Origin of the sequence: Nitrospira sp. (assembly GCA_029194535.1) — a bacterium.
Lineage (GTDB): Bacteria > Nitrospirota > Nitrospiria > Nitrospirales > Nitrospiraceae > Nitrospira_C.
In genome coordinates, this window is the sequence record JARFXR010000001.1 from 1,786,661 (window position 1) to 1,811,476 (window position 24,816).

The following is a 24,816-nucleotide window of genomic DNA, read 5'->3' on the forward strand; positions in this document are numbered from 1 at the left end:
TGTCAACACACTGCTAAACAGTCCTGGGAACAGGAAAGTGGGACGAGCTCAGACTATCTATTTCTAGTGGCTCAGTGTACGATATCGCTGAAAAAATCTGTCCCGTTTTCTTGTTCTCCGGTTCAATCTTTTGCCTGGCTTGTTCGCGCCGTGCCAGCTGTGGAGCGCAGGCCTCATGAAGCCGCGTAGCAGAACCCTAGGCACGGTACTTCTTGCCGCGCTAATGACGGCGCAGCCCGCGATCGCCGCCACACCCGTCCCGAGCGACAATCCCTGTCAAAGCTGCGCCTTTGGGCCCGTTGAGCTTGCCATCAACAAATTTACTCCGCGCTCGTTCCACTACCAATTCAAGGCCGACCCGCAGGATGAGTATACATTGGTGATCGAACAGCTGGGCCGGACCGCGCTCCAGGCGCTCGTCCTGCTGAACGGCGAGATTGTGAGCAGCTTTCGACAGCCCATCTCCCACGGCGAGCCGCATGTGTCTCCGGTCACATTGAGAGCATTCAATAACTTTCATGTGGTCCTCAAGGGGCTCGAAACCGGCCGGGTCCGCATCGCAATCGTGAGGACATCGAGTCTGCCACTGAGTCGGCGTGCCTGCGGCGAGCGCACGAAGTTCTTCACGCACTATCCGGTCGATCCGGACCTCTTGCGCGGTGCCGTGCCGCTCGGCAATCTCGATCCGCCTGCCCACACGCTTCCCACCCACCACATCTATCTGAGCCCAACGCTGAGTTTGCCGAGTGATCCAACGAGTCTGCCGAGCGTGGTGGACGTGCACGCTCCGGGGCGCGTGGAGGTCGTTGCGGTAACCCGCAATGGCCCCGATGACTTTGATGTGCATATGCAGCCCTGCCGCGAAGTACGGAGCTACTTCTTCCACCTGCGATCGCTCGACAGCGCCGTTGCAGCTGCCTTGCGGCCGGACCGCTGGGTGTGCTTTGCAGGATCGATCGATGAGGGGACCTGCGCGCAACGCATCAGCGTCACGATCGACGGTGGTCAGCGTATCGGCAATGCTCCTGCTCCCCGTGCCGTCAACTTCGACTGGGGGTTGATCGACCGCCGCCGGTCTCCGCTGCCGTTTGCGAACCCGGCGCGATATGACTTTTCGCTGATCGATACGTCCGGATTCCCCCCGGACGTGGTGGCGATCGCTCCGTACATCGCCCCGGAACGGTTGCAGCAATTTTGCCCCGCCGAGTACCTGACCGCTCCGTTGGTTCCAGGGTTTTCATCGCTGTTTGGGAGCGCTGATGGGAGGGTGCGACGGACCGCTCCGCCTGTATGCGGTGAACACGAACAGGACCAGCCCGGCACCGCGCGCGGGAATTGGTTCACCTCGGCAAGTGCGAGCGCTTTCGACGAGGGCCGTACGACGCTGGCGCTGGTGCATGACAACGTGAACCCCGTGGCGCCGGTCTTCTCAGTGTCAGGCGTGTTTTGTACCCCACTACCGACCGGCGGCGAAATCTGTCAGTGGTCGCCAGGCGTACGCGGCTTCCCGCGGGCCACGACAGGGCTCATCAACCGGGACTTCGCCGACATTGCCATCGGCCCTGTGTACTGCTTTGAAAATCTTAGATCTCACCCAGGTGACGAACCCGATCTGGAGATCGGCCGAGTTTTGGTGGAGGTGTTCGCTTCGACACCCGGTGGATCCGCCGATCGGTTGCGTATCGAACCGATTCCGGCAACAGTCGCGACCGGCTGCGGACCAGGCCCCTGGTCATTCGGCAGCGGCATGCGGGAATTTCAGCGCTGATTGGGCGACCTCCTCTTTATGACAGAGAATAGGGGACAGGCTGGTTTTTCACAGCTTTGAGATTCTGAAAGCGCTAGAAAAGTAGCCTGTCCCCATTTGCTTGGCTTTTAGCGATAGATCTCTTTGCGATCGCCGATCTTAAGAACCAGAATGAGGAGTGCCTTGTCTTGAACGGTATAGATGATGCGATAGTCTCCTTCGCGGATGCGATAGAGGTCGTCTTCACCTGAAAGCTTCTTCACCCCTGGCGGCCTAGGATCGTTCTGGAGAGCCTTCATTCGCTTGACGAGACGTTTTTGAATGGCGGAAGCAAGAGAACGGAATTGTCGCTCGGCAGGCGGGGCGAGGAGGATCGAGTAAGCCATAGTCGGCTAGAGGCCGAGGTCTTTTAAAATCGCGTCGAGCGGTTTCGCTCCTTTCCTTTTGGTTTCAGCCAGTGCTGCACGAGCGTCGACTAGATCGATCCGGTCTTCCAGTCCTTCGAGCAAGCGCAAGTCATCGATCGGCACGACCGCGGCCACCTCCTTCCCCCGACGACGCACGATCACTCGCTCTTTTCCGTAGGCTGCCCTATTAATGGTATCTGCAAAGCCCTGTCTGGCTTTGCTGGCAGGAAGGTGCGCCATCATTCCTCCTTGCAGGCGTTCAGATGTACTAATAGTACGAATTGTACGAATGCTACTCTAGGCATGGCCGCAGGTCAAGAGATAGGTACCCGAGTCCTGATTCAACGACAAAGGAGTAGGCGGGAAGGGACAGACGATGGGCTGGCTAGTACCGGCCAAGAAAGGGGAGAAGCGGCGGGGACGACCGTTAGTCGTGGGAAAACCAGCCTGTCCCCTTTGATCGCCGGAAACAAGCATTAGCTAGTCAGGAAGCAAGCACTACGGTCAAGAAAGGACTCCCGACCCCTTTTCTAACGCGTATGCTTCCGCTGATTCAAAAACGAGCCACGATTACGTCCGGCGTAGTACACCGCCGTGCCAGTAACGAGCGTTAGGACGGCCACTGCAGAAATTGCTGGCCGAAGCATGAAACCGTAATAGATCATCCAGGCGCCGATCAGGAGATATGATGCAGGCACAAGAGGAAAGGCCAGGCTGACAGCGGGTAGGCGCTGCCAGTCTTGGCGACGTCGAAACACGAACAGCGATGACACGGTGAGGACTGTGAAGAACGTCAAGCTAAACCCGATATACGTGACAAGCTGTGGAAAGGACGTGAATGTCATGAGGATCGCGCAGATGCCCTGAACGATAACCGCGGCGATTGGTACTCGCGATCGTGGGTTCAACCGGGCAGCTACGTTGAGGAAAGCGCCGTCTTTCGCCATCGCATAGTAGACGCGCGGACCGATCGTCGTCATTGCGTTCACCGTCGACACAATGGCCAAGGCCATCAGCGCGCCAAAGAGCCCTGCCACTTGCGGACCGAAGAGCCTCGACGCGGCCAAGGCCCCCACAGCCACCACCCCCTTCATCGTTTCGAGGGGCGTTGCAAAGATGAACACGACGTTCAACGCGAGATACATCAGCGCACCCGCCAGAGTGCCAACGATGAGTGCTCGAGGCAGTGTTCGATGCGGCTCTCGGAGTTCTTCTGCGACGTAGGTGGCTGCGTTCCACCCGCTATAGCCAAACATCACCCAGAACAGGCTGACGGCAAACTGCTGCAGCAGCGGAGATGTCGATGTTCGCTCGGCTACGTGACTAAAGTTGTCCCAACTGCCTTGGCCTACGAAGCATCCCAGCAGCACAAAGGCCGCAATCACGATGACCTTGATCGTCGTGAGCACGTTCTGCACCCGAGCGACGAGGAGGATACGGCCACAGTTGAGGAGTGTTAGCACCAGAATGAGTCCGGCTGCGAGCGCCTGCGGCACACCGATTTGCCAGGTGATGCCGCCGACCTCCCCTCTGAGCGTCGCCGACTCCTGACCGAGCGACGGGAAGATGAAGGCAAGGTATCCGGCGAACGCCAATGCGGCAGCGGCGATCGGCGCAGAGAATCCAGCGAAGAACGACACCCACCCGCTCAGAAATCCCCATACAGACCCATAGGCTTGTCTGAGATAGACGTACTCTCCGCCTGATGTCGGAAAATTGACGCCGAGTTCGGAGTAGCAGAGCGCGCCCGCGAGTGCGAAAAGAGCTCCCACGACCCAGATGCCGAGCACAAGCCATGGCTCACCCAAATCGCTGGCGAGGAATCCGGTCGTTGTGAAAATTCCGGTTCCGATCATGTTTGATACGACCAACGCGGTGGCGCTCCACATTCCGAGTTGTCGTTGCAGCGTCGGAGTGGAGTTCTGAACTATCCCAGACATGGTGGTGTCCCTCTTTGTGGCATGGCAGGTCGGGGCAATCCCATCTTAAATACAAGATGCTGTTGCTGAGAATTGAGTTCTAGCCCACATTATTCATGACGGTTCGTAGTGAAATCGCCTGTCTGCATGTCCGCACAGGCAGGCCGAGACGCCAGGCGAGACGGGCGCGCGGAGCCCGGTGACTGACACCCTTCACCGCGTCTGCCGGCCCACAGCCCTGCAGGTGGGCGCGTGATGTCTGTCCCCGAACACTATGTCGAGGTGGCGAGCGGCGAGTCCGCCACACCAAGATTCCGCTTGAGCCGCCGCGTTCGATCAACTCGCGGCGGAGAGGTTTTTGGCCTTCGACTGCGCATGCTGGCGCGTCGCCCCCGCGCTTGCGAAATCGAGCGCCATTGGATTGTTCTTGGCACGAGAGTGAAACCTCGAAAGATGACCTCGGCTGTTTGCCAGCGGTTGCAGTAGAAGCGTTCATGAATAATGTGGGCTAGAAGCTACGTGATGAGTGACAACCGCGGCGGGTGGGAGATTAGCGAGGCGGAACGGAAATGCTCGAGAGAAATGGCCATCCCAACTGAAATCCGCCCTCTCTGTAAGACACTCACTTGTCCAGGCCCAGTTGAGAATAAAACCGCTTCCCTCGTTGATTATTATAGTGTAAAGGAGAGGTGGTGAATGTGTATAAGAATTATATATTATGTCGCCAAGACGATCAACTTACCCGTTTCAGGAACCTAATTCGACTATGCTCATCTGGACAGCAATCTGTCCGACGATTGTCGCAAGCAGTCTTAGGCAAAATGAACACAACAAGGAGTAATAATGAGCTCTGTCATGACAACAGGACCGCTCGCGAGCCAGCAGCGGAGAGGTTACTGGAAACTCGGACTTGTGCTGCTGAGTATAGCCGTCATGGCGGTCGTGGCTGGGATCATCGTTGTGCGATCTTGGTTCCCGGCCGCTTGGTTTCCGGTCCATTTCTTGGTGATGAAAGTAGAGGGGCGTGTCGACTCGCGATGTTCGCTAGACTTGGCGCTTGAGAGTCGCCGTCATCGTGACGAGACGTCAAGCGCCGAACAGAAGGGGCGCGCGTATGCCAAGGTCGTCGACCGAGACGCCGGTCTAACGCGCTGGCAGACGCCATATGGACCTGTCTGGACGTCACCCCGCGATGAGGACGGCGCGCGAACTGCCGGCTTATTTTATGAGTCCAGCACGATCCGTTGGGCACGCATCGACGGCTCGCACGATTCCCCCATCCGTCAGGGCGATGTCGTCGTGGATGCTGGGGCGCATTCGGGTGAATCGACATGGGCGGCGCTACAGCTAGGGGCCAAACTGGTCATAACGATCGAACCTGACCCCGACAACCTCGCCGTGCTGCGCCGAAATCTCGCCCGGGAGATCGCTGATGGCCGCGTGATACTGATCGATAAAGGAGTCTCTGATCGGGAAGGAACACTCAGGTTTTTCCGAGCGAATTCGCGGGCTGGCAGGTTCGAGAATGGGCCTGATCATCATCACGAAGGGGAGTCGATGACCGACGAGGTGGCCTTGCCCGTCACCACTATCGACCAACTGGTCCGCGATCACAAGCTCACAAAGGTCGATTTCATCAAGATGGACATCGAGGGAGCCGAGGTGCCTGCACTGCACGGCGCGCGGGACACAATTCAACGGTACAAACCCCGCATGGCCATTGGTACATATCATCGACCGGACGATTTGGTGGGCATCGAAAACGTCATCAGGGCGTACCGCTCGGATTATCAGGTGATGCCTTCACGCTGTTTGGAAGGGTACCTTGATGGGCAACACCTTTTTCCACTGCTGCTGTACTTTTCCTAATCCGCGTAGTCTCCTCTGCGCCAGATCCATGTATCGAGCAGGACTTCCGCATAGCCACTCCTGCACCGTGTGGTCACACGCCAATCTAGGGAAGGTCTGATTAATTCACGTTTTCACTCGGAGGCGTGTTCCTGGGCCGGTCACAAGGGGCAATCCGGGAGCGAGAAAAGGGGACAGGCTGGTATTTCACAGCTTTGAGATTCTGAAAGCGTTAGAAAAGTAGCCTGAGCTGACCCCGATTTCATGGACACCGAGTTAAGGTAGACGCCTCGCCTCAAACTGCATGGGACTGACATAGCCCAGCGTCTGATGGAGGCGCCGTCGGTTGTAGAACACCTCGATGAATTCAAACACGGCCGCTTGCGCGTCTTCACGGGTATGAAACCGCTGCTCATGCACCAGTTCATTCTTGAGCGTGCTGAAGAAGCTTTCGACCACTGCGTTATCGAAACAGTTGCCCTTGCGACTCATGCTGGCGATCACGCCACGCTGAGCCAACAGGCGTTGGTAGGCCACACTGGTATAGAGCGCCCCCTGATCGGAGTGATGAATGAGCCCGGGTGGCGGACACCGCTGTGCCAGCGCCATGTGCATCGCCTGGAGCGCGACGTGCTGATCGGGCTTGGCACTCATCGCCCAACCGATCACTCGCCGAGAATACAGATCTAAGATCACGGCGAGATATAGCCAGCCGGCGCGGGTCGCGATCGCGGTGAGATCGCCCGCCCAAATGCGATTGCTGGCCGGGGCCACAAAGACCTGCCGGAGTCGGTTCGGCGCGGGCGGGGCAAACTCATGCCGTTCGATCGTCATGCGAAAGCGCCGAATGCGTTGCGCCAGAAGACCGTGTTGCCGCCGCAAGCGCGCCACGCGATGTCGGCCACACCGCACGCCGGCCAGCCGCAACGCCCGCCATACCTTCACAGCACCGTAGCGCGCCTTCGTCTGTCGATGGAGTTCTTGGATCTGCTCGAGCAAACGCGCGTTGGCCGTCGCCCGCGCACTGGCGGGGCGCTGGCGCCAGGCATAGTAGCCGCTTCGGCTGACGCCCAGCGTGCGACACAACCCGGTGAGCCGGTATTCCGTGCGATGCGCCTGAATGAAGCGATATCTCATGGCGACTCCCGCGCAAAGAACATCGCGGCTTTTTTTAAAATGTCGCGCTCCTCACGCAGCCGGGCATTCTCGCGTCGCAAGCGCGTGAGTTCATCGGCGCTGTGCGCGCGGCCGCCTTTGCCAGGGAACGCCGCCTCCCCAAAGTTCTCAATCTCGTGCTGCCATTTATAGAGGTGATTGCGTCGCAGGTCCAATTCTCGCGCGACGGCTGCTGCCGGTCGTCCCGATGACTTCCACAGTCGGACGGCCTCCAGCTTGAACTCTTTCGTGTATTGCTGTCGCTTCCCCATCGGACACCTCCCGGAACCTATTGTCCCCTTTTTGAGGTGTCCACGAAAGTGGGGCTAGCTCAGCCTGTCCCCTTTTCAAGGTGTCAGGCAAGTTTCAGTTGCCTCTTTGCAAGCTTTTCGGCCGAGGCTATAATACCGCCCATGGACTCGACCAAATTTAGCTATTGGCAGGACCAAGGCCAGTGGCTCGGCTACTTGCAAGACTATCCTGATTACTGGACGCAAGGGGAGTCGCTCAAAGACCTGCAATCCCATCTTGGCGATCTGTACCGCGATGTCTCAAGCAGCGAAATCCCATCCGTCTTGTCGATAGCTAAGGTGGTATTATGAGCAATGTGGAATCCATTGAGCAGCAGATTGAAAAACTCTCTCCCGACGAGCTTGCTGCTTTTCGCCGATGGTATGCAGTGTTCGACGCCGAGGTTTGGGACCGCCAATTCGAGGCCGATATGAAGGCCGGCAAGCTCGATGCGCTGGCTGAGAAGGCTCTTCGCGCCCATATCTCAGGCCAGTCGAAGCCGCTTTGATCCATCACGCCTCTCCTGATTTCTGGACCTGCTACAACGCATTGCCCGCTCCCATCCGTGAACAAGCGGATCGCGCCTTTGAACTCCTGAAAGCCAATCCCAAACACCCGTCATTGCATTTTAAACAAGTGGGCCGTTTCTGGTCTACCAGAGTCGGGCTCCAATATCGGGCAGTTGTGGTCGAAGCGCCGGACGGAATCGTCTGGTTTTGGATCGGGACCCACGCGGAGTACGACAGGGTGATTCGATAGTCTGATATTGTCCCTGTCTCAACTCACTAGAACCTATCTCAAAATTCTTTCATGATGGGATGGGGGGCTGTGTCGTCATTCCCGCGCAGGCGGGAATCCAGTATGTTCGGGGCATTCTGGATGCCCGCTTTCGCGGGCATGACCAGTTCTTACTAGAACAGCCATTTTGAGATAGGTTCTAGTAGGTGTCTGGCTGTTTGAGCGGGCATCCGGCCTTGTGTTTCTGCCGTTCAGGGCGAGGTCGCGTCCTGGCTCCGACAAGCGGCGAGGACTGTTTCCAGTTCCATCCTGCGTAGCATCGGATGGAACAAGTTTCGCAGTCGAGCAGTCGCGACGCCGACGGCGGTTAACAAGAGACAGGCTTAGCGCAAGTAGCCCCGACTACTCTCCAGTAGTCGCTCCCTCTCTCTCCTTACCGATTAACGGCGACAGCCAGCCGGAATCCCAACGCGTGGAGAAGGGCTTCTAAGCTTCTAAATTCTGGATTGCCACGTTCAGAGAGCATCTTGTAAAGGCTTTCCCGGTTGAGCTTCGTTTTCTCGGCGAGCTGTGCGACGCCCCCTTGCGCCTCGGCGACGTTTCGTAACGCCAGCAGGAACAGCTCTGGATCGTCCTCCTCCAGCGCAGCATTCAAGTATTCTTCAGCTTCTCGCGCATTCCGCAGGTTCTCGATCAGGTCTGATTGATAGACTTTGCTCTTTCTCATGGCCGACTCCTGTAATCGCTCCAATAACGTTTCGCTGTTTCGATATCCTTGGACTGCGCGTCCTTATCGCCTCCGCAGAGAAGTAGCAGGATCGTCTTCCCCTCTTGTCCGAAATACACTCGATAGCCAGGACCATAATCAATGCGGAGCTCTTGCACGCCGTCGCCTACAGTATGGCAATCCCCGAAGTTACCCAAGCTGACTCGATCCAACCGCACCCGAATCTTTGCACGTGTCCTCTGGTCTTGTAATGAATTCAGCCAATTGCTAAATGGCTCTCGGCCCTCTGCAGTGACATAGATCCGAAGCTCCTTGGGAGTAGCCTCCACAGAGATAATGTAGTTTATAAGCTACATTATTGCAAGAGTCATTATGAAAGACTGAGTCTCCGCTACGTTCGCGGTCATTTGAGGCTTGTGTTTCACCTCTTGCCTTACTTCCCCTGATGTTGGTAGAGGGCCCACTGCTTTCGGGGCCGTTGCGGTTTGTGTTTCCGCCGTCAGTCCTCTCCACCCCTGAAACATTCACGGCACTTAGAGCGGGAGTGGGGGCCTTCAGGTGCTAGGCGAGCATGACCGGAGGAGCGAGGTATCCGCCGAGGGTTGGCTGGGAAGGAAAACTGGAACTGACACCATCATGTCTATCAAGAGGTGCCTGACAGCTTGAGCGGGCATAGGGCCTTGTGTTTCTGCTATTGTCGCGCTAACGCGGCATGCTCGGCAGGTGGCATCACTGTCCGCAGTTCCATTCAAGCCTGCCTTGGAATGGAACAAGTTTCGATGCCAAGCGCCAGCGAAACTAACGGCAGCCAACAAGGCCCCGCCAGAGTGAAAACAGTCAGACGCCTTGCTCGCAACGCACAGCTATCGTGCAACGATATTAACCTGAGCGGAATAGCCGAGCTGAGAGAGGAGTTGCTCGCAATCTTCCCATGCGAGTCCGAACGTGCGCACATCAGCAGCACCGATTCTGGCAATGGCATTGCGAATAGTCATGAAGTGGGCTGGGTCAAAGTCATTATCCATCAGTGTCGACTCCGCCCAATCGACAAGGGCGGCCAACGACAGATCGTGACGGAGATAGGCTCCGAGCTTTTCTGCGAGAGATTCGCGGGTCACGAGTGACATAACGGTTATACCTTCCGATGGCCTAAGTCTACCGGATACTTGTGATGGACCTCAACCAATTGTCCGATTTCGTCGTACACTTCCTGGTAAAAGCGGGTTGTCACTTCCTTCGTGTCCACCTCTTTGAGATACCGGAGTTTCCAGCCTGATCGGCTTGAGACATCGAGCCAATATCGTCTTTGTCCATCAGGTAAGTCCTCCCAATGTTGAAACTTCCGTTCATTCTGTTCTCTTGTGCTCACAGTGAGCAATCCTCTTGAATTTGTTTTCGGCTGTCAAGCTTGCGGTTTGTGTTTCCGCCGTCAGTCCTCTCCACCCCTGAAACATTCACGGCACTTAGAGCGGGAGTGGGGGCCTTGGGGTGCTAGGCGAGCATGACCGGAGGAGCGAGGTATCCGCCGAGGGCTGGCCGCGAAGGAAAGCTGGAACTGATCATTATGTCTATCAAGGGGTGTCTGGCTGCTTGAGCGGCATTGGGCCTTTGTTTCTGCTGTCGTCGCGCTGGCGCGTCCTGCTCGGGCAGCATCGATGTCCACAGTTCTCCTCTCTCCCCCCTAATGTTGGTAGGGGATGCCCGCTGCGTTCGCGGCCGTTGCGGCTTGTGTTTCCGCCGTTCAAGGCGCGATCGCGTTCTGGATCCGACAGGCGGCGAGGACTGTTTGCAGTTCCATCCTGCGTAGCATCGGATGGAACAAGTTCCGCAGCCGAGCGGTCGCGGCGCCGACGGCGGCCAACAAGGCGCAGGCTTAGCGAAAGCAGGGGCTTCCCATCTCCCTCCCGCTTGCATATTTTTCCCCCATCCCCGTACAATGTTTTCGCTTAACCCATCGTCATTCTTATTGGTTTCATCCGGTTTGCGAGAGGGATCGGGCCGGAATGCGCATCGAATTCTCGAAGGGTGACCGCGCCTCCCCCAGAATGCTGAAAACGACCTCCCGCGTCGTTCTCGGTTCGCCAACATCCTCAACGTACCCCAGAGGGTACGCCTCCGGTCTTGGCTCGCCTGTGGCCTTGCGGGATGCTGTTTTGAGCATTCTGGGAAGGGCCAGCTTTCGATGAAGATCGAGTACTCGAAAGGCGACAGGGCTTCCAAAGAGCTGATCCAGCTCCGCCGCAACACCTCCCTCGAAGCCAGCGGCCGGAAGATGAAGGTCATGCTCATCTTCCCGCCCGATTGGTACCCCTCCGAACCCTATCTCAGCCTCCCTTCCCTCACCGCCGTCCTCCGGAAGGCCGGCCACACCGTCGTTCAGAAAGACGTTAATTTGGAAATGTGGGACTGGTACTTCAGCGAGGATTTCCTCAAAAAGGTTCTTCGCCGGGTCCCCCAGCAGCTGGACCGTCTCCGCAAGCTTTCCAAGAAGCGAGATCTGGCCGACTATGAGATGGATGTTCAGATGGCGCTGTGTGACGTTACGCGCCAAAAGATCGACGACCTGATTAAGAAGGCTGGGCAGGCGAAGCGGATCGTGCGAGGAGAGGACAATTTCTATGATATCGATAGGTTGGAATGGGCGATTCAAGTCTTCCGTGAGGTCACATCAACCATTTCGCTCGTCTATGCGCCGGCCCGCATCTGCATGCCGCCGATGGAGACGGATCTCTCATACAAGGTCTACGCATCGAACGAAGTCATCGATGCGGTGAATGATCAACAAGTCAATGTTTACCGCGACGTGTTCGACCATCTCGTGAAACCGGCGATCGAGGCGGAGCAGCCGGACGTGATCGGGATCTCGATCGTCCTCCAGCAGCAGATCTTCTCCACCATGACCTTCTGCGCCTTGATCAAGCAGCACTTCCCCAATATCCACATCACGCTCGGCGGCAACACCGTCACCCGCCTGCGCGACGTGCTGCCCGAGTCGCCGCTGTTCCAGTACTTCGACAGCGCGGTGGTCTACGAAGGTGAAACGGCCTTCGTGCAGCTGGTTGAGGCGGTGGGGGCCAAGTGGGACCTTTCGCAAGTTCCCAACACCATCTATAAGGACGACAAGGGCGGCGTTTATGTTTCTGCCCTCAGCTATGCCGAGGACATGGCGGAACTCCCGCCGCCGGATTTCGACGGCTTGCCGCTGGAGAAGTATTTTGTGCCGACGAGGACGCTCCCGTACTTGGCGACGCGCGGCTGCTACTGGGGTCGTTGCGAATTCTGCGACCACGGCGAGGGCTACACGGCCGGCTACCGCTCGAAGAAGATTCAAGATGTGCTGGCGGAGATCAAGCACCTGCGCGACAAGTACGGCGCCCGGCATTTTCATTTCACCGACGAATCCTATCCGCCGGCCCTCTTCCGCAAGCTGGCTCGCGGGCTGGTCGACTCCAAGATGGACATCTACTGGACGACGCACATGCGCTTCGAGAAGAGCCTCTTGGAGGACGCCGTCTGGCAGGATGCGAAGGACTCGGGCTGCCGCTATCTGCACTTCGGCTACGAGTCGGGGGTCGAGCGGGTACTCCAGCTGATGGACAAGGCCACGACGACCGAGATCATGACCAAGCATCTGAAGTATACGGCGGAGGCCGGGATCTGGAACCATTGCATGGGCTTCTTCGGCTTTCCCGGCGAAACGAGTGAGGAAGCTTGGCAGTCGGTGCAGTTCCTCGAGCAGAACAAGAACTTCGTCCATTCGCTCGGCTTCGGCACCTTCGATCTGGGGCGGCACAATCCGGTGGCGAAGCATCCGGAGAAATGGGGCGTGACGGCCTACAAGAACCCGGAGTGGGACCTGGCGCTGGACTACTATTTCACTGTGAAGAACGGGATGAGCATCGAAGAGGCCGAACGGGTCTTCCAGGAATTCGAGCGCAATCACTATGCAGGCTGGGATCTGCGCTTGTATATCAGGGAGTACATTTTCCTATATATCTGCAAATTCGGGTTGTCAAAGCTGCCGGATCTGCAGTATCGGGCTATGAAGACGGCGGGAGTCACGCCGACGCTGGCAGGAAAGATGTAGTAGGGGACAGGCTCCGCGCTTCGCGGTGCCTGTCCCCGTTAAGAAAGTGGGATCTGGAAACAGGACAGTCCCCGATCGGAAGGGCGACAGTCCCCGAGTGGGAAAGGTTATGAGCGCTAACGGACTCGTACAGATTGAAGGCCTGACCCCAATCAAGAGGGAAGATCGGAAGTCTTCGAAGGTCATGCTGCTCTTTCCGCCCGAGTGGGTGCCGACGGCGCCCTATTTGGCGCTGCCGTCGCTGACGGCGGTGTTGCGCGGAGCGGGACATACCGTCATCCAGCGCGACATCAACATCGAGATGTACGACCACTTCTTCACGACCGAGTTCCTGATCTGGGTGCGCGCGCGGCAGTCGATGCAGCTCAAGGCGATCCAGATGAAAGAGAAGCGGGGAGAGCTGACGGATCACGAGGCCGGGCAGCTGGCCCTGCTGGAGCAGGCCATGACGCTCGACGTGTTCGATCTGGCAGCCAGGGCGGAAGACGCCAAGGCGGTGGTCCGGGGCGAACGGTTCTACCAGGCGGACAAGCTGGAGTGGGCGCTCAATACCTTCCGCGAGGCGATGCAGTTCATCTCCGCCGCCTACTATCCGGCCTCGCTGGTCTTCTATCCGATGGAAAGCAACCTCGGCTACCGGCCCGGCGTCTCCAAGGAACTCCTGGCCTGTCTCGACGACGAACAGGTGAACGTCTATCGCGACATCTGCAATCAGCTGGTGTTGCCGTCGGTCAGCAAGGAGAAGCCATCCGTCGTCGGCATTTCGATCGGGACGCAGATGCAGCTCATCGCAGGTATGACCTTCTGCAAGATGATCAAGGAGACGTTCCCGCACGTGCACGTGGTGGTCGGCGGCAACGTGATTACGAGATTGCAGGAAGAGCTGCCGCATCACGAGAGGTTATTCTCTGAAGTCTTTGATTCTGCTATTCTTTATGAAGGAGAACATGCGCTGCTCTGGCTGGTGGAGGCCTTGAACGGGCAACGGGACATGGCCTCGGTGCCCAACTTGATGTACCGCAATGCCACCGGCGTGCAGCAGAACAAGGAAGTCTATACGGAGAAGACGACGGCACTGCCGATTCCCGACTTCGACGGCTTCCCGCTAGACCACTACTTTGTCCCGGAGCGGATCATTCCCTACCTCGCGACACGCGGCTGCTATTGGGGACGCTGCACCTTCTGCGATCACGGGCAGGGGTATTTCGACCAGTACCGGGGCATGACGGCGCAGTTGGTCGTCGAGCAGGTGAAGGCCTTGCGCGATAAATACCAGTGCCGGCACTTCCTCTTTTCGGACGAGTCTTATCCGCCGGCGCTGTTCAAGAAGGTCTCGCAGATGCTGGTTGATCAGAACGTCGGCATCAAATGGACCACGCTGATCCGGTTCGAGGAGACGTTACAGGACCAGGCCGTGTGGGATCTCGCCGCAAAGGCCGGCTGCTGCACCCTCTATTATGGTATGGAGTCGGCGAACGAGCGCGTGCTCAATCTGATGGACAAACACGCCAAGAAGAGCGTGATTCAGAACAACCTGCACCAGGCAGCGAAGGCGGGTATCTGGAACCATGTGATGGCCTTCTATGGCTTCCCCGGTGAAACCCGTGACGAGGCGCTGGAGACCAGGCAGTTTGTTATCGACAACCAGCCGGTGATCCATTCGGTCGAGCTGTTCTACTTCGTGGCCTACCGGCACACGCCGATGGTGCGCAATCCGGAGAAGTTCGGCATCACGATCCATAAGCAGGAGGAATACGACCTTCCGCTGGACTATTACTACACGTTGAATGAGCCGACGGGTATCTCTTGCATGGACGCGATGCAGCTCTGCGAGGAGTTCTACAAGAACGACTTCCAGCCCTGGGCCGTCCGCGTAAACGCCCGCGAGCACGTGTTCCTCTATATCTCCAAGTTCGGGACGAACAAGCTGCCGCAGATCTATGCGCAGCGCCAAACGGTCGGCGCATCGGACAGTGTTTCAGGTCTGGTGACGTGGCCCGTTTCTATGGGTGAGGGAGAGGACGGTAAGGAGGGGATGAGCCGGGTGATGAGTCACGGGGTCGGTGGCTAGGATGATTCCTCGTCGGGGACGAGAACGGCCGAGAGCAGGCTGTACGCCGCTTCGATTCTCTTGGTCATCTCTTCGGCTCGCTGGTAGTTCTTCATGTACTGTTTAGGATTGTTCGTCAGGTTGGCATACCGCGCCGGGTTCCATGTGGAGAGTTGTAATTGGCGGGCTCGTTCGAGATCTTCCTTAGTCGTCGGAAGGGTGAGGCCCAGGATCTCCAGCGCGTGGGCCACTTCCTTACGGATCGCCTCCTCGTCCATGGTCGAAGTGTGACAAGTTTCTGATCGGGGTGTCAATCAACCTATGACAACGCAGCTCCCCATCCTCAAGGCGCCGCCCATCTTCAAGAACAAGGACTACCGAGAGGTGCTGATCCGCGAGCTTGAGGGAGGCAAGATCCCCATCAGTCTCGGCAAAACCTGCCCGGTGAAGTGCGAGTTCTGCTACGAGATCGACCACTCCTATCGCGAGACGCTCGATCCGCCCAAGACGACCGATGAGGACTGGAAGTTCATTCTCGACTACATCAACAAGAAGCCGACGGATCCGATGCAGTTCTGGTGTCTCGGCGGCAACGAATACATGGAATGGACGGATCTGTTCCTGCATCCCAAGGCGATGGAATGGGTCGAGGACTTCCTCATGTCCACGGACAAGAACATCACGTTCTTCACGGTCGGCTACGTGCAGGTGCCCAAGATCCATCAGTTGGCCGCCAAGTATCCGGGCCGGATCAATTTCGAGCTCTCGGCGATCACGCTGGGCGACTACCGCCAACGGCTCATGCCCCATGCGCCATCGGTCAAGCATCTTATGAAGGTCTTGGACGGGCCGGCCGTCTCGTCGGCGAACTTCTATTCGTTCGACGCCTATACGATGTCGAAGGACGCGCAGACGATCTCGGCCGTGAATCAGAAGTGCGTGCTGTGGATGGGTTGCCTCACGCCGGTGAAGGGCATCACAGAGCCGACGGCGGATCTCATGCGCCAGGGCAGGAAGTATCTGCCGGACGAGGCGCGCCGCCTCTACGACCTGGGTTTGCCGAACGTCCAGACGATCCAGACCGAGGCGCCGATCACCGCCTTCATGAATCGCAAGCGGATCGTGAGCGCCTTCGATTCACTCGAATTGGAGAAGAAGGACACGGTCGTGATGGCCAAGAGCGTCTACAAGGTCCTGAATATGTATCGGAAGAACCGCGCGCGGTTCCTGATGGTGCCGAACGCGACCTTGGGAGGTGATTCGGACTGTTCCGTCCTGCTGACGTTTGACGACATCGCCAGGCGCGTGACGACGCAGAAGCGCATTCACGTGCCGAAATGCATGATGCAATCGGGCCGCGGCCTCTATACGGACATCGGCGGCGTCAGCCCCGAGCAGTTTACGAAGAAGACCGGCGTCAAGGTGACGGTGCTGCACAAGATCGACACCAGATTCGCCAATCGGCTGTTGTGGCGGAACTGCTTGCTGAAGAACTATGTGGAAGACTACGTCGCCAACCCGCTTGTTCAGTCGTACGAGTCTCTCCCTTTGCCTGCATGACGGATGGTGGAAATCCGCCGGATGACGCTCGCGGAGCCAACCGGGTGCTGTCACGGCGACAGCCCCATCGTGCTCGCTCCGCACATTCTCCAGTGGGTCCCTTCGGCTATCGTGCCTGGTGAAGCACCGCGGCCGAGCGCGGCAAGGGTGGGCGGGTGAGAAAGTCGGCCCGATGGCTGGGCACCCGCTCGTGTATTCACTCGTGCCGGATTCCGCAGATGATGGATTTGGGTCTGTGGTCTGAGAAGAGCGATGAGGGCTCCTGCAGAACTTCCTACGGTGTGAGGGGCAGGCTTATTTGCTGATGATCGGGTCGAGGTTGAAGGCGATGCTGATGCGGGGTTTGCTGCCTTTGTAGGGGGCAACGGCATGGTGCTGCCAGCCTGGAAACATGACGCACTGTCCGGCTGAAGGAGTGAATGAGATGGTGTTGCCGGCGTCGTGCAGCTCCTCCATCGAGTAGCGCAGGTAAGGCGCCAACATGCGCGGCAGGCATCCGCGGGGATCGTAGAGCTGTAATTCTCCTCCTGTGTCCTGTCCCTCGGTAATATCGCCCACATCCACATAGTACACGCCGGACCAGAAGGATCCAGGGTGGGCATGGTAGCCGTTCGTTCCTCCGTTGCGCTGCACGTTCGACCAGGTTTCCACGACCTGCCAGTGGGGATGTTGCGCGTTCTTCCCCGTTCGAGCCGAGAATTCCGTGGCCAGTTCGGCGACCTGCGTGACGGCCTCGAAGAGCTGCTTGAGCGGTTCGCCGGCCCATTGCATCATCGACATGTCATGAGGCGATGACCATCCGATGACTTCACGGTCGCGATAGGCGAGTTGAGAAGATTCGTGCTCGAGGACCGCTTGCTTGAGTTGATCGTTGATGCAGGCACAGTCGGGGACTGAGAACACCAGCAGTGGTGTCGAGAAGATAGGCCGAACGCTCAATTCGAGTTGGCGGGCCATGCGCGCCCCCATCCGGGTGTCGCGGGTATAAGCTGAAAAGAATAGATACGCGGAATGCTCAAGTCAATCACGGAAAATGACGTAGGTACAAAGTCGTGGCGTACCGGCAGTCATGGTTGGGCGCAATCCTCATGTCAGGTGCAGACGTTTGACAGGCCCATCGGCTCTGACCTACAGTGCCGCCTATCATGGAGTCCGAACGTCGCTCGCTGAAGTTCTACCAGGCCGATGTGTTCACGACGCAACCCTTCGGCGGCAATCCGGTCGCGGTCTTTCCCGACGCGAAGGGACTGTCTGACGACGAGCTGCAGCAGATCGCCCGGGAGATGAACCTGTCCGAAACCGTGTTCGTCTTTCCGCCTTTCGATCCCGCCGCGGTCGTGAGGCTCCGCATCTTCACGCCGACGCAGGAAATTCCCTTCGCAGGCCATCCGGTCGTGGGCACGATGTTCGTCCTGACGACGCTGGGACTGATTGCCGCCACCGAGCCGGTTACCCGCGTCGTGCAGGAGTGCAACATCGGACTCTTCCCTGTCGACCTACATGTGCGCGCCGGCCGCGTGCTCCGCGTCGTCATGACGCAGCCGGCTCCTCAGTTTCTTGAGACTGTGGACGACACCGAAGACCTCTATAAAGTCTCCAATGCGCTCGGCATCGCCAAGCATGCGATCACCGATGCGAAATGGCCGTTGGAAGTCGTCTCGACCGGGCTGCCGGTGCTGATCGTGCCGGTTCGGACTCTGACGGCGGTTCGCTCGATCGAGCCGGATTCGTCGGCCATCATCGAGCTGTGCCGGCAGTTCGGCGCCAACGGCCTGATGGTGTTCACGACGATCACGGTCGAATCGTTCGCCACGGTCCATGCGCGGATGTTTGCGCCGTCCATCGGCATCATCGAGGATCCGGCGACGGGGAGTGCCGCCGGGGCTCTGGGCTCGTACCTGGTGCACCATGGCGTGGTCGACGTCGGCCCGATGACCGAGATCACGATCGAGCAGGGTTATGAGATCGAACGGCCTTCACGGATTCTGGTGCAGGTGGAATCGGACGACGATGTGATTCAGGCGGTGAAGGTGGGGGGGCAGTGTGTAATGGTGGTGGAAGGGACGTTGAATTTTTAGCAGGATGATGAAAACGCCATCTAACTTCGTTCTCGGTCGCTACAACCCCTCGACGTACAGCAATGAGTACGCCTCGGGGTTTCGTTCCCTGCGGCCTTGTTACATGGCGTTTTGATCATCCTGGCGGAACGCGCGCATGGGGAAGAGCCGCGTCTCGGCGCGGGTCAGGGCTTGGGTGGGTGAGAATGACGCCCGCTCGCCGCCACCCGGTTCAGAAACTCTTTGGGGGAGGAGAGGCGGCTGAACCTCGGCACAGGTCGTGTGTTGAGTCCTGAGCTAGGAAATCAGCACCGCCTGCCTCACTCAGCACTCACCACTCTGCGCAGAGGACTGTTATGAAGGCTGTTGTCTTTAGAGAGCATGGTGGGCCAGAGAAGTTGAGCTACGAGGAGATGCCCGAGCCACAGATCGGGCCTGACGATGTCTTGATCCGGGTTCGCGCCTGTGCTCTCAACCATCTGGACATTTGGATTAGGCAGGGGAGCCCGGCCTATCCGATGCCGCTTCCTCATATCTCGGGTTCGGACATCGCCGGCGAGGTGGAAGCGGTCGGCGGCCATGTGGACGGGGTGCGGGCTGACAGCATCAAGGTTGGCGAACGGGTGTTCCTCTCGCCGGGGATCAGCTGCTGGCGGTGCAACGAATGTCTGGCCGGCCGTGACAACTTCTGCCGATCCTACACGCTGATCGGCGCGATGGCGCACGGCGGCTATGCAGAATATGTGAAGGTGCCGATTCGCAATGTGCTGCCGATCCCCGGCAACCTCAGCTTTGAACAGGCGGCGGCTTTTCCGCTTGTCTCAGTCACGGCATCCCACATGCTGTTTTCCCTGGCGCAGCTTCAGCTTGGCGAGACGGTCCTGGTAATGGGAGCGGGAAGCGGGGTTGGAAGCATGGCCGTGCAGATGGCCCACCTGGCCGGGGCCCGGGTCATTACAACGGTCGGATCGGAAGACAAGATTCAGAAGGCCGCCTTGCTCGGGGCCCATGCGGTGATCGACCATCGCCGCGAGAAGGTGGCGGAGCGGGTGAAACTGCTCACGGAGGGCCGGGGGGTCGACGTGGTCATCGAGCATATCGGGCCGGAGGTGTGGGAGCAGTGCTTGGCCTCGTTGGCCAGGGGAGGTCGCTTGATCACCTGCGGCGCCACGACCGGGGCGGAGGTTAAACTGGATCTGCGGTATGTCTACAGCCGACAGTTCACGATCAAGGGCTCTTATATGGGTACCAGGGCCGAGCTGGTCAAGGCGGCCGAACTCGTGGGTCAGGGGAAGCTCAAGCCGGTCATCGACCGGACCTATCCCCTCAAGGAGGCGAGGGCTGCGCAGGAACAGCTTTTATCTCGAAAATTTTTCGGTAAGGTCGTGCTTAGCTGTTGAACGGAGTTTGGAGGATCGGACCGGTTAGAGATAGAATAGGGGAAGGGACAGGTTCGAGATTGAGTGAAACGAAAGGAGCGGGCATGTCGACAGTGGCGCAGATCATGGCGAAGAAACTTAAGACGGTCGGTCCGGCGACCACAGTCTCCAGCGCAGCGAGGACGATGAAGGCGGCCCGTATCGGGGCCCTTTTGGTAAAAAAGGGCAAGCAACTCGTCGGCATCGTAACGGATACCGACATTGTTCGCCGGGGCGTGGCCGCCAACAAGAGTTTGGGCAAGGTGAAGGTGGAAAAGATCATGACGTCGCCCATCTGCACAATCGAAGGGCACCGACCGGTCGATGACGCGCAGGACATGATGGGTGACCTCGCCGTGCGCCATCTCGGCGTGACGCAGAACGGCACCATCGTCGGCATCGTCTCGGTGCGCGATCTGTTGCTGCACTACAAGCGGTATGCGCAGTCGAAGATTCCGCAGATGCAAGACTATTCCGAACCGAAGATCGGACAAGACTAGATCAGGCGAAGTGCTCAGTCCTGAGTGCCCGGTGTTGAGATCTCCGAGCCCATCTCAGCCCCCCTAGCTCAGGACTCAGCACTTTATTTGTGGAGTTCTTTGACGAGATGTCCCAGCTCGGGCAGGATCAACTTTTCCATCGCCAGGCGGACGGCGTTTTCGGACCCAGGGGTGGAGAAGAGCACGCGTCCTTTGATGATTCCGGCGGTGGCTCGGCTCATGATGGCCGGTGAGCCGATGTCCTGGTAGGTGAGATAGCGGAACACTTCCCCGAACCCGTCCAGTCGTTTTTCCAGCATTCCATCCACGGCCTCGAAGGTGGAATCCCGTCGCGAAATGCCGGTTCCCCCGTTGATGATGATGGCCTGGATCCGCTTGTTCGCGACGCCGGCTTTGATCTTGGCTTTGATCTTGGCCGGCTCGTCCTTGACGATACAGTAGTCGACGACGCTATGGCCGGCGTCCTTGAGCATGTGCATGATGCGATGCCCGCTGGCATCCGTTTCCCTGGTGCGTGTGTCGCTGCAGGTAATCACCATACAGCCGATCGACCGAGGGGCATCGTGTTTGTGTTCGTGAGCGGTGTGGCTGCCCATATCGTCCAGGATGCTGAAAATGGCTTGTTGCTTTGTTCTCGCATCGCTCAGCCCCTCAACGTACCGAAAAACGTACGACTCGGGGCTTCGCTTGCTGCGGCCTCGCTACAGGACCATTTTGAGCATCCTCAGCAGAAGGACTGATGCAGTTACGTCTTCAATTATTTCCAGACGGCGTCCGGATTGAGTTTCGCCGCCGGCTTCCCGCCCTTGATGTGTTCGTCGAGGATGACGGCGACGTCCGCTTCCGTGACCTTGGAATACCAGGTTCCCTCCGGATACACGACGACGGTCGGGCCCTGCTCGCAGGGACCGAGGCAGGAAGAACCGGTCACGAGCACCTCGCCCGGCATCACGCCTCGCTGCATCAGGCCCATGTTGAAGGTCATGAGTAATTGCGCGGAGCCCTGGCTGCCGCACGAGGGCTTTGGATGGCCTGGGGGCCTGGCGTTGGTGCAGACGACGATATGATACTTCGGCTTCGGCATGAGTGCTCCTTCTTCGGGGAACGAATGGCCTATGGCTTAGGGCACGTAAGCTAAGCGGAGGCATTCCTCAAAAAACCTGCTCCGTCCTACCACCTGCTCTATGCAATACGCCATCTGCTCCCTGGTTTACTGCGGCCTATACAACTGCCACTGCTCGATGCATTCCTCTGGGAACTTCCAGTGTTTGAGACCTTTGATCACCCAATCGAGGTAATGGTCCTTGGGCTTGAACTTGCCGATGGATTCGGCGGCGTAAGTGGTCACAAGCATTTTTTCGCCCGCTTCGTCGTGCACGGTGACCTGTACGTGGCGATAGGCGCCCTGCGGCACGTCGTCCTCGAACTGGTCCAGCAGCTTGACGTCTTCCTCCGTCACTTCGAAGACCGCGCCCCACACTTTTTCCCCCGGTGAAGGAACGACGTTGGCCAGGCCGCAACGCCACTGCGACGACCAGCGGCCGAACTGAATCGTATGCTCGGGGAGCGTCGCCAGCGTCACGAACTGATGCTCCGGGGCCCGTCGCTTGAGCTGGGTCGGGTTGACATTGTCGCCGTAGAGAAAGAATTTCATGGATGGTTCTACGCCTCAGGGTTGTGCCGGATATATGATTTCGAGAGAGCGAATCCTGCCAGGTCGGTACTTGTAGCATATCGGCTTTCGACCGTACAAGACACCGGTTGACCGTTTCGAGATGCGAGTGTCCGGGACTGTTTCGTGTTACGTGTTTCGTCCGCCCGGACAACAAGAAACCTGAAACCCGAAACTCGGCTCTGCTCCGGCAGATTGACTTCGTGAGCACTGCATTTCTATGATGAGTTTCTTTCGCTATGGTCAAGGCGCTCCACTATCTCGCCGTCGTCGTCCTCCTCGTGGGGGCGGCCTACTTTATCTGGACGAAGCCTCCCGTCGTCAATCCCATGATCGACCGGCGAAGCGCCGATGCACTGGCCCTGGTGCAGACTCACCGCGCATTGGGCTATCCGACCATACTCCAGGCCATGACCGAGCATGTCAGGTCCATGAAGGATCGGGGGCTCAATGCGAGGCTCGGCGAGTGGCGCGTGAAGCAGGTCGACGGCGATCTCTACGAGATACGGGTGCAACTCCGCGATCAGGGGGTGGGAGGGCAATGGTTCGAACGCGAGTTCATCTGGCACGCCAATCTGTCGTTGAAGAAAGTCAATGCCGCATCGCTACCGGCCGACGGAGTGACACCGAAAGAGCCGGATCAACCGGACCCGGCCGGGCCGTCCGTGCCGCAGTTTCCCGGCGTGCGAGGGCCTGCCTGAGTCAGGCTCCGTGCGGATCGAAATTCGGCGGCAGCGCGACCTGAATCTCGCCGTCCGCCACCTGGACCGGACAGCAAGCGACGGTGATGTTCGGATTACCGGAGCGCTCGCCGGTGCGAAGGTTGAACGCCCATCCGTGCCAGGGACATTCAACCACATCCCCTTTCACGAATCCTTCGCCCAGCGGTCCGCCCGCATGGGGGCAGGTGTTGTCCACTGCGTAGTAGGTACCGTCGACGTTGAACAGCGCAATGCGCACGCCGTGCACTTCGACGGTACGCGAGGTTCCTGGAGGAATCTGATCGACCATGGCGACAGTGACGAAGTCCGACATCATTCCTACTCTTGACCGTTCTTCTAGGCAGTCTGCCGGGGACATGCCACCCCGGAACGGCCCGTAGCTTGATTTAGCGGCTGCCTTATGGCATAGACATACGTGAGCGTACCCAGACCGGCAAAAGGCCCTCTCGACGAAGGAGCCTCGGTTGGGAATGAGGTTTCCGAATGGAAATGACCCTCCTGCTCAATTCCACCTATGAACCCCTGCGTGTCGTCCATTGGCAAAAAGCGATTGCGTTGCTCTGGCAAGGAAAAGTCGAAGTGCTGGAGGTGTACGATCGCGAGATCCACGGAGTGTCGATCTCCTTCAAGCTGCCGTCGGTCATGCGGCTGCTCAAGCTGGTTCGTCTGAAGGACAGTCATCGGGCAGTCAAGTTTTCACGCATCAACATCTTTACCAGAGACGGGTACACCTGCCAATACTGCCGGACGAAGTATCGGACGGAAGAGCTCACCTTCGACCACGTCGTGCCGATCGCCAAGGGCGGCAGGAAGACCTGGGAGAACATCGTCACCGCCTGCTGGCGCTGCAACAACCGCAAGAGCGGCCGCACGCCGGATGAAGCGGGCATGCGCCTGATGAAGCGGCCGGTCAAGCCGCGCTGGAGCCCCATCGTGACGATCACCATTGGGATCAGGAATACACCCGAGAGTTGGCGGGATTATCTGTATTGGAATATGGAGCTTGACGCCGACCCCTCCGGTTAGGGATGTTGAAAAAGCCCTCCCGCTGCGTTCTCACATCGTTCAGACTCTCAACATACCGAAAGACGTACGCTTCGTGCCTTCACTCGATGCGGCCTTGCGGGCGGACTTTTTGAACATCCTTTAGGGCAATTCAAGAATAAAACCCTCTCCACTGCAAATTCATATTCCTAGTTCTTCACCGTGTCCAAAATGATTTCCAGATTCCGTCCACCAGGGAGCGTGGGGTTTTTCGCGTAGCGCCCTTCGATATCGCCTGGCTGGGCCGGCCCCGCCTGGCCGTCTCGATCGAGCCTGGCGACCACATCGACCATCCCGCGCAGTTCCGAGCCTTGAACCATGACGTCGGCGTTGGTGATCTCGAACGACACGGGAAATACCGGTTGGTCGATTCGCTTGGCCGCGACCGGTCTGGGCGAGGAGCCTGGTCGGCGCACGATCACGAACAGCACGTCGGTCGGACGCACTTGGCCGGCGAGCCCAGGCGCGATCTGGACCCGACCGGCGATCACCGGTTCGCCGGTTTGAGGATCGCAGCTATGGGCCAGGCCGAGCCACGCTGCGACGGCCGCGAGGCCGATGATGCTGCCGGCCATGCCGATTGATTTCGCTGTGAATCCTGACATGCGAGATGGTTTCCTCAGCCTCAACTTTCTTCTTTGGCGGGGCGCATTATACCGGGGCCAATCGGAAAAGGGGAGGGTAGCGGATCAGTGTGCCATCAGCCACCCTGACGTGTGTCATTCCCGCGGAAACGGGAATCCGGTCACGGTCCTCCCCTAATAGGGGGCTTGATCGAGCAGTGGATGCTCGCCTACGCGGGTATGACGCAGGAGTAAAGTGACCCACGACCAAGGGGAGGGCGCAGTTTACGATGGAAAACGGACTATTGTAT

General features: G+C 58.4%; 29 protein-coding genes. 13 read left to right on the plus strand and 16 right to left on the minus strand.

The genetic code is table 11. From position 1 onward, the window contains the following. Positions 1-175 precede the first annotated feature (175 nt). Positions 176-1,768 carry a hypothetical protein gene (locus P0111_08155; protein MDF0643990.1) on the plus strand — a complete coding sequence of 531 codons (1,593 nt, stop codon included), beginning with the start codon at positions 176-178 and terminating at the stop codon, positions 1,766-1,768. A gap of 107 nt (positions 1,769-1,875) precedes the next feature. On the opposite strand, the gene P0111_08160 is transcribed toward P0111_08155, so the two are convergent. From P0111_08160 to P0111_08170, 3 genes are all read right to left on the minus strand, one after another. Further along, on the minus strand, positions 1,876-2,133 hold the full coding sequence (locus tag P0111_08160) for a type II toxin-antitoxin system RelE/ParE family toxin (GenBank protein ID MDF0643991.1): 258 nt from the start codon (positions 2,131-2,133) through the stop codon (positions 1,876-1,878). Positions 2,134-2,139: 6 nt separating this feature from the next. Next, positions 2,140-2,394, minus strand: a complete 255-nt coding sequence (locus tag P0111_08165; protein ID MDF0643992.1) for a type II toxin-antitoxin system Phd/YefM family antitoxin — start codon at positions 2,392-2,394, stop codon at positions 2,140-2,142. 290 nt (positions 2,395-2,684) lie between these two features. Further along, complete coding sequence (locus tag P0111_08170) at positions 2,685-4,094, minus strand: amino acid permease (GenBank protein ID MDF0643993.1); 1,410 nt, start codon at positions 4,092-4,094, stop codon at positions 2,685-2,687. Positions 4,095-4,916: 822 nt separating this feature from the next. On the opposite strand from P0111_08170, the gene P0111_08175 reads away from it, so the two are divergent. Then, entirely contained in the window at positions 4,917-5,942 is a 1,026-nt protein-coding gene (locus P0111_08175; GenBank protein MDF0643994.1) for an FkbM family methyltransferase, read from the plus strand. Positions 5,943-6,197: 255 nt separating this feature from the next. On the opposite strand, the gene P0111_08180 is transcribed toward P0111_08175, so the two are convergent. Then, on the minus strand, positions 6,198-7,058 hold the full coding sequence (locus P0111_08180) for an IS3 family transposase (protein MDF0643995.1): 861 nt from the start codon (positions 7,056-7,058) through the stop codon (positions 6,198-6,200). Beyond that, entirely contained in the window at positions 7,055-7,348 is a 294-nt protein-coding gene (locus tag P0111_08185; GenBank protein MDF0643996.1) for a transposase, read from the minus strand. Before P0111_08185 ends, P0111_08180 begins: the two co-directional genes overlap by 4 nt. Positions 7,349-7,674: 326 nt before the next feature. On the opposite strand from P0111_08185, the gene P0111_08190 reads away from it, so the two are divergent. Then, complete coding sequence (locus P0111_08190; protein ID MDF0643997.1) at positions 7,675-7,875, plus strand: hypothetical protein; 201 nt, start codon at positions 7,675-7,677, stop codon at positions 7,873-7,875. Then, positions 7,872-8,126, plus strand: a complete 255-nt coding sequence (locus P0111_08195) for a hypothetical protein (GenBank protein ID MDF0643998.1) — start codon at positions 7,872-7,874, stop codon at positions 8,124-8,126. The genes P0111_08190 and P0111_08195 overlap by 4 nt, the downstream gene beginning before the upstream one ends. 412 nt (positions 8,127-8,538) lie before the next feature. On the opposite strand, the gene P0111_08200 is transcribed toward P0111_08195, so the two are convergent. The 4 genes from P0111_08200 to P0111_08215 all read right to left on the minus strand — a co-directional run bounded on the left by P0111_08200 (position 8,539) and on the right by P0111_08215 (position 10,201). Beyond that, positions 8,539-8,832: a putative addiction module antidote protein gene (locus P0111_08200; GenBank protein MDF0643999.1), complete on the minus strand. Its 294-nt coding sequence runs from the start codon at positions 8,830-8,832 to the stop codon at positions 8,539-8,541. Continuing rightward, positions 8,829-9,161 (minus strand): type II toxin-antitoxin system RelE/ParE family toxin, encoded by a 333-nt coding sequence (locus P0111_08205; protein ID MDF0644000.1) that lies wholly within the window; start codon positions 9,159-9,161, stop codon positions 8,829-8,831. Before P0111_08205 ends, P0111_08200 begins: the two co-directional genes overlap by 4 nt. 534 nt (positions 9,162-9,695) lie before the next feature. Next, positions 9,696-9,959, minus strand: a complete 264-nt coding sequence (locus tag P0111_08210; protein MDF0644001.1) for a hypothetical protein — start codon at positions 9,957-9,959, stop codon at positions 9,696-9,698. 5 nt (positions 9,960-9,964) lie between these two features. Further along, a complete protein-coding gene (locus P0111_08215; protein ID MDF0644002.1) occupies positions 9,965-10,201 on the minus strand; it encodes a hypothetical protein in 237 nt (78 codons plus the stop codon). A 328-nt stretch (positions 10,202-10,529) separates the two neighbouring features. Here P0111_08215 and P0111_08220 point away from each other — a divergent pair, with 328 nt between their 5' ends. The 3 genes from P0111_08220 (at position 10,530) to P0111_08230 (ending at position 14,990) form a co-directional block, all read left to right on the plus strand. Next, positions 10,530-10,709 (plus strand): hypothetical protein, encoded by a 180-nt coding sequence (locus P0111_08220; protein ID MDF0644003.1) that lies wholly within the window; start codon positions 10,530-10,532, stop codon positions 10,707-10,709. Between the two features lie 305 nt (positions 10,710-11,014). Next, on the plus strand, positions 11,015-12,919 hold the full coding sequence (locus P0111_08225) for a radical SAM protein (GenBank protein ID MDF0644004.1): 1,905 nt from the start codon (positions 11,015-11,017) through the stop codon (positions 12,917-12,919). A gap of 109 nt (positions 12,920-13,028) precedes the next feature. Beyond that, positions 13,029-14,990 (plus strand): radical SAM protein, encoded by a 1,962-nt coding sequence (locus P0111_08230; GenBank protein ID MDF0644005.1) that lies wholly within the window; start codon positions 13,029-13,031, stop codon positions 14,988-14,990. On the opposite strand, the gene P0111_08235 is transcribed toward P0111_08230, so the two are convergent. Then, positions 14,987-15,247 carry a hypothetical protein gene (locus P0111_08235; protein ID MDF0644006.1) on the minus strand — a complete coding sequence of 87 codons (261 nt, stop codon included), beginning with the start codon at positions 15,245-15,247 and terminating at the stop codon, positions 14,987-14,989. The genes P0111_08230 and P0111_08235 overlap by 4 nt on opposite strands. Before the next feature lie 43 nt (positions 15,248-15,290). Between P0111_08235 and P0111_08240 the strand changes: the two genes are divergently transcribed. Then, on the plus strand, positions 15,291-16,529 hold the full coding sequence (locus tag P0111_08240; GenBank protein MDF0644007.1) for a hypothetical protein: 1,239 nt from the start codon (positions 15,291-15,293) through the stop codon (positions 16,527-16,529). 294 nt (positions 16,530-16,823) lie between these two features. On the opposite strand, the gene P0111_08245 is transcribed toward P0111_08240, so the two are convergent. Beyond that, the gene (locus tag P0111_08245; protein MDF0644008.1) at positions 16,824-17,486 is read right to left on the minus strand and encodes a 2OG-Fe(II) oxygenase family protein; all 663 of its coding nucleotides are present in this window, start codon (positions 17,484-17,486) and stop codon (positions 16,824-16,826) included. Positions 17,487-17,674: 188 nt separating this feature from the next. Between P0111_08245 and P0111_08250 the strand changes: the two genes are divergently transcribed. The 3 genes from P0111_08250 to P0111_08260 all read left to right on the plus strand — a co-directional run bounded on the left by P0111_08250 (position 17,675) and on the right by P0111_08260 (position 20,504). After that, positions 17,675-18,607 carry a PhzF family phenazine biosynthesis protein gene (locus P0111_08250; GenBank protein MDF0644009.1) on the plus strand — a complete coding sequence of 311 codons (933 nt, stop codon included), beginning with the start codon at positions 17,675-17,677 and terminating at the stop codon, positions 18,605-18,607. A 335-nt stretch (positions 18,608-18,942) separates the two neighbouring features. Beyond that, positions 18,943-19,986, plus strand: coding sequence for a zinc-binding dehydrogenase (locus P0111_08255; GenBank protein MDF0644010.1), 1,044 nt, complete (start codon positions 18,943-18,945; stop codon positions 19,984-19,986). Between the two features lie 83 nt (positions 19,987-20,069). After that, positions 20,070-20,504: a CBS domain-containing protein gene (locus P0111_08260; protein ID MDF0644011.1), complete on the plus strand. Its 435-nt coding sequence runs from the start codon at positions 20,070-20,072 to the stop codon at positions 20,502-20,504. An 83-nt stretch (positions 20,505-20,587) separates the two neighbouring features. On the opposite strand, the gene P0111_08265 is transcribed toward P0111_08260, so the two are convergent. The 3 genes from P0111_08265 to P0111_08275 form a co-directional block, all read right to left on the minus strand. Then, the gene (locus tag P0111_08265) at positions 20,588-21,100 is read right to left on the minus strand and encodes a MogA/MoaB family molybdenum cofactor biosynthesis protein (GenBank protein ID MDF0644012.1); all 513 of its coding nucleotides are present in this window, start codon (positions 21,098-21,100) and stop codon (positions 20,588-20,590) included. A 161-nt stretch (positions 21,101-21,261) separates the two neighbouring features. Next, positions 21,262-21,588 carry a (2Fe-2S) ferredoxin domain-containing protein gene (locus P0111_08270; protein MDF0644013.1) on the minus strand — a complete coding sequence of 109 codons (327 nt, stop codon included), beginning with the start codon at positions 21,586-21,588 and terminating at the stop codon, positions 21,262-21,264. A 126-nt stretch (positions 21,589-21,714) separates the two neighbouring features. Next, complete coding sequence (locus tag P0111_08275) at positions 21,715-22,158, minus strand: gamma-glutamylcyclotransferase (GenBank protein ID MDF0644014.1); 444 nt, start codon at positions 22,156-22,158, stop codon at positions 21,715-21,717. A gap of 257 nt (positions 22,159-22,415) precedes the next feature. On the opposite strand from P0111_08275, the gene P0111_08280 reads away from it, so the two are divergent. Continuing rightward, entirely contained in the window at positions 22,416-22,877 is a 462-nt protein-coding gene (locus tag P0111_08280) for a hypothetical protein (GenBank protein ID MDF0644015.1), read from the plus strand. 1 nt (position 22,878) lies between these two features. Here the strand turns inward: P0111_08280 and P0111_08285 are convergent, their stop codons facing one another. Continuing rightward, positions 22,879-23,214 carry a non-heme iron oxygenase ferredoxin subunit gene (locus tag P0111_08285; GenBank protein ID MDF0644016.1) on the minus strand — a complete coding sequence of 112 codons (336 nt, stop codon included), beginning with the start codon at positions 23,212-23,214 and terminating at the stop codon, positions 22,879-22,881. Between the two features lie 167 nt (positions 23,215-23,381). Between P0111_08285 and P0111_08290 the strand changes: the two genes are divergently transcribed. Then, positions 23,382-23,924: an HNH endonuclease gene (locus P0111_08290; protein MDF0644017.1), complete on the plus strand. Its 543-nt coding sequence runs from the start codon at positions 23,382-23,384 to the stop codon at positions 23,922-23,924. A 167-nt stretch (positions 23,925-24,091) separates the two neighbouring features. Here the strand turns inward: P0111_08290 and P0111_08295 are convergent, their stop codons facing one another. After that, the gene (locus P0111_08295; protein MDF0644018.1) at positions 24,092-24,547 is read right to left on the minus strand and encodes a hypothetical protein; all 456 of its coding nucleotides are present in this window, start codon (positions 24,545-24,547) and stop codon (positions 24,092-24,094) included. Positions 24,548-24,816 lie beyond the last annotated feature (269 nt).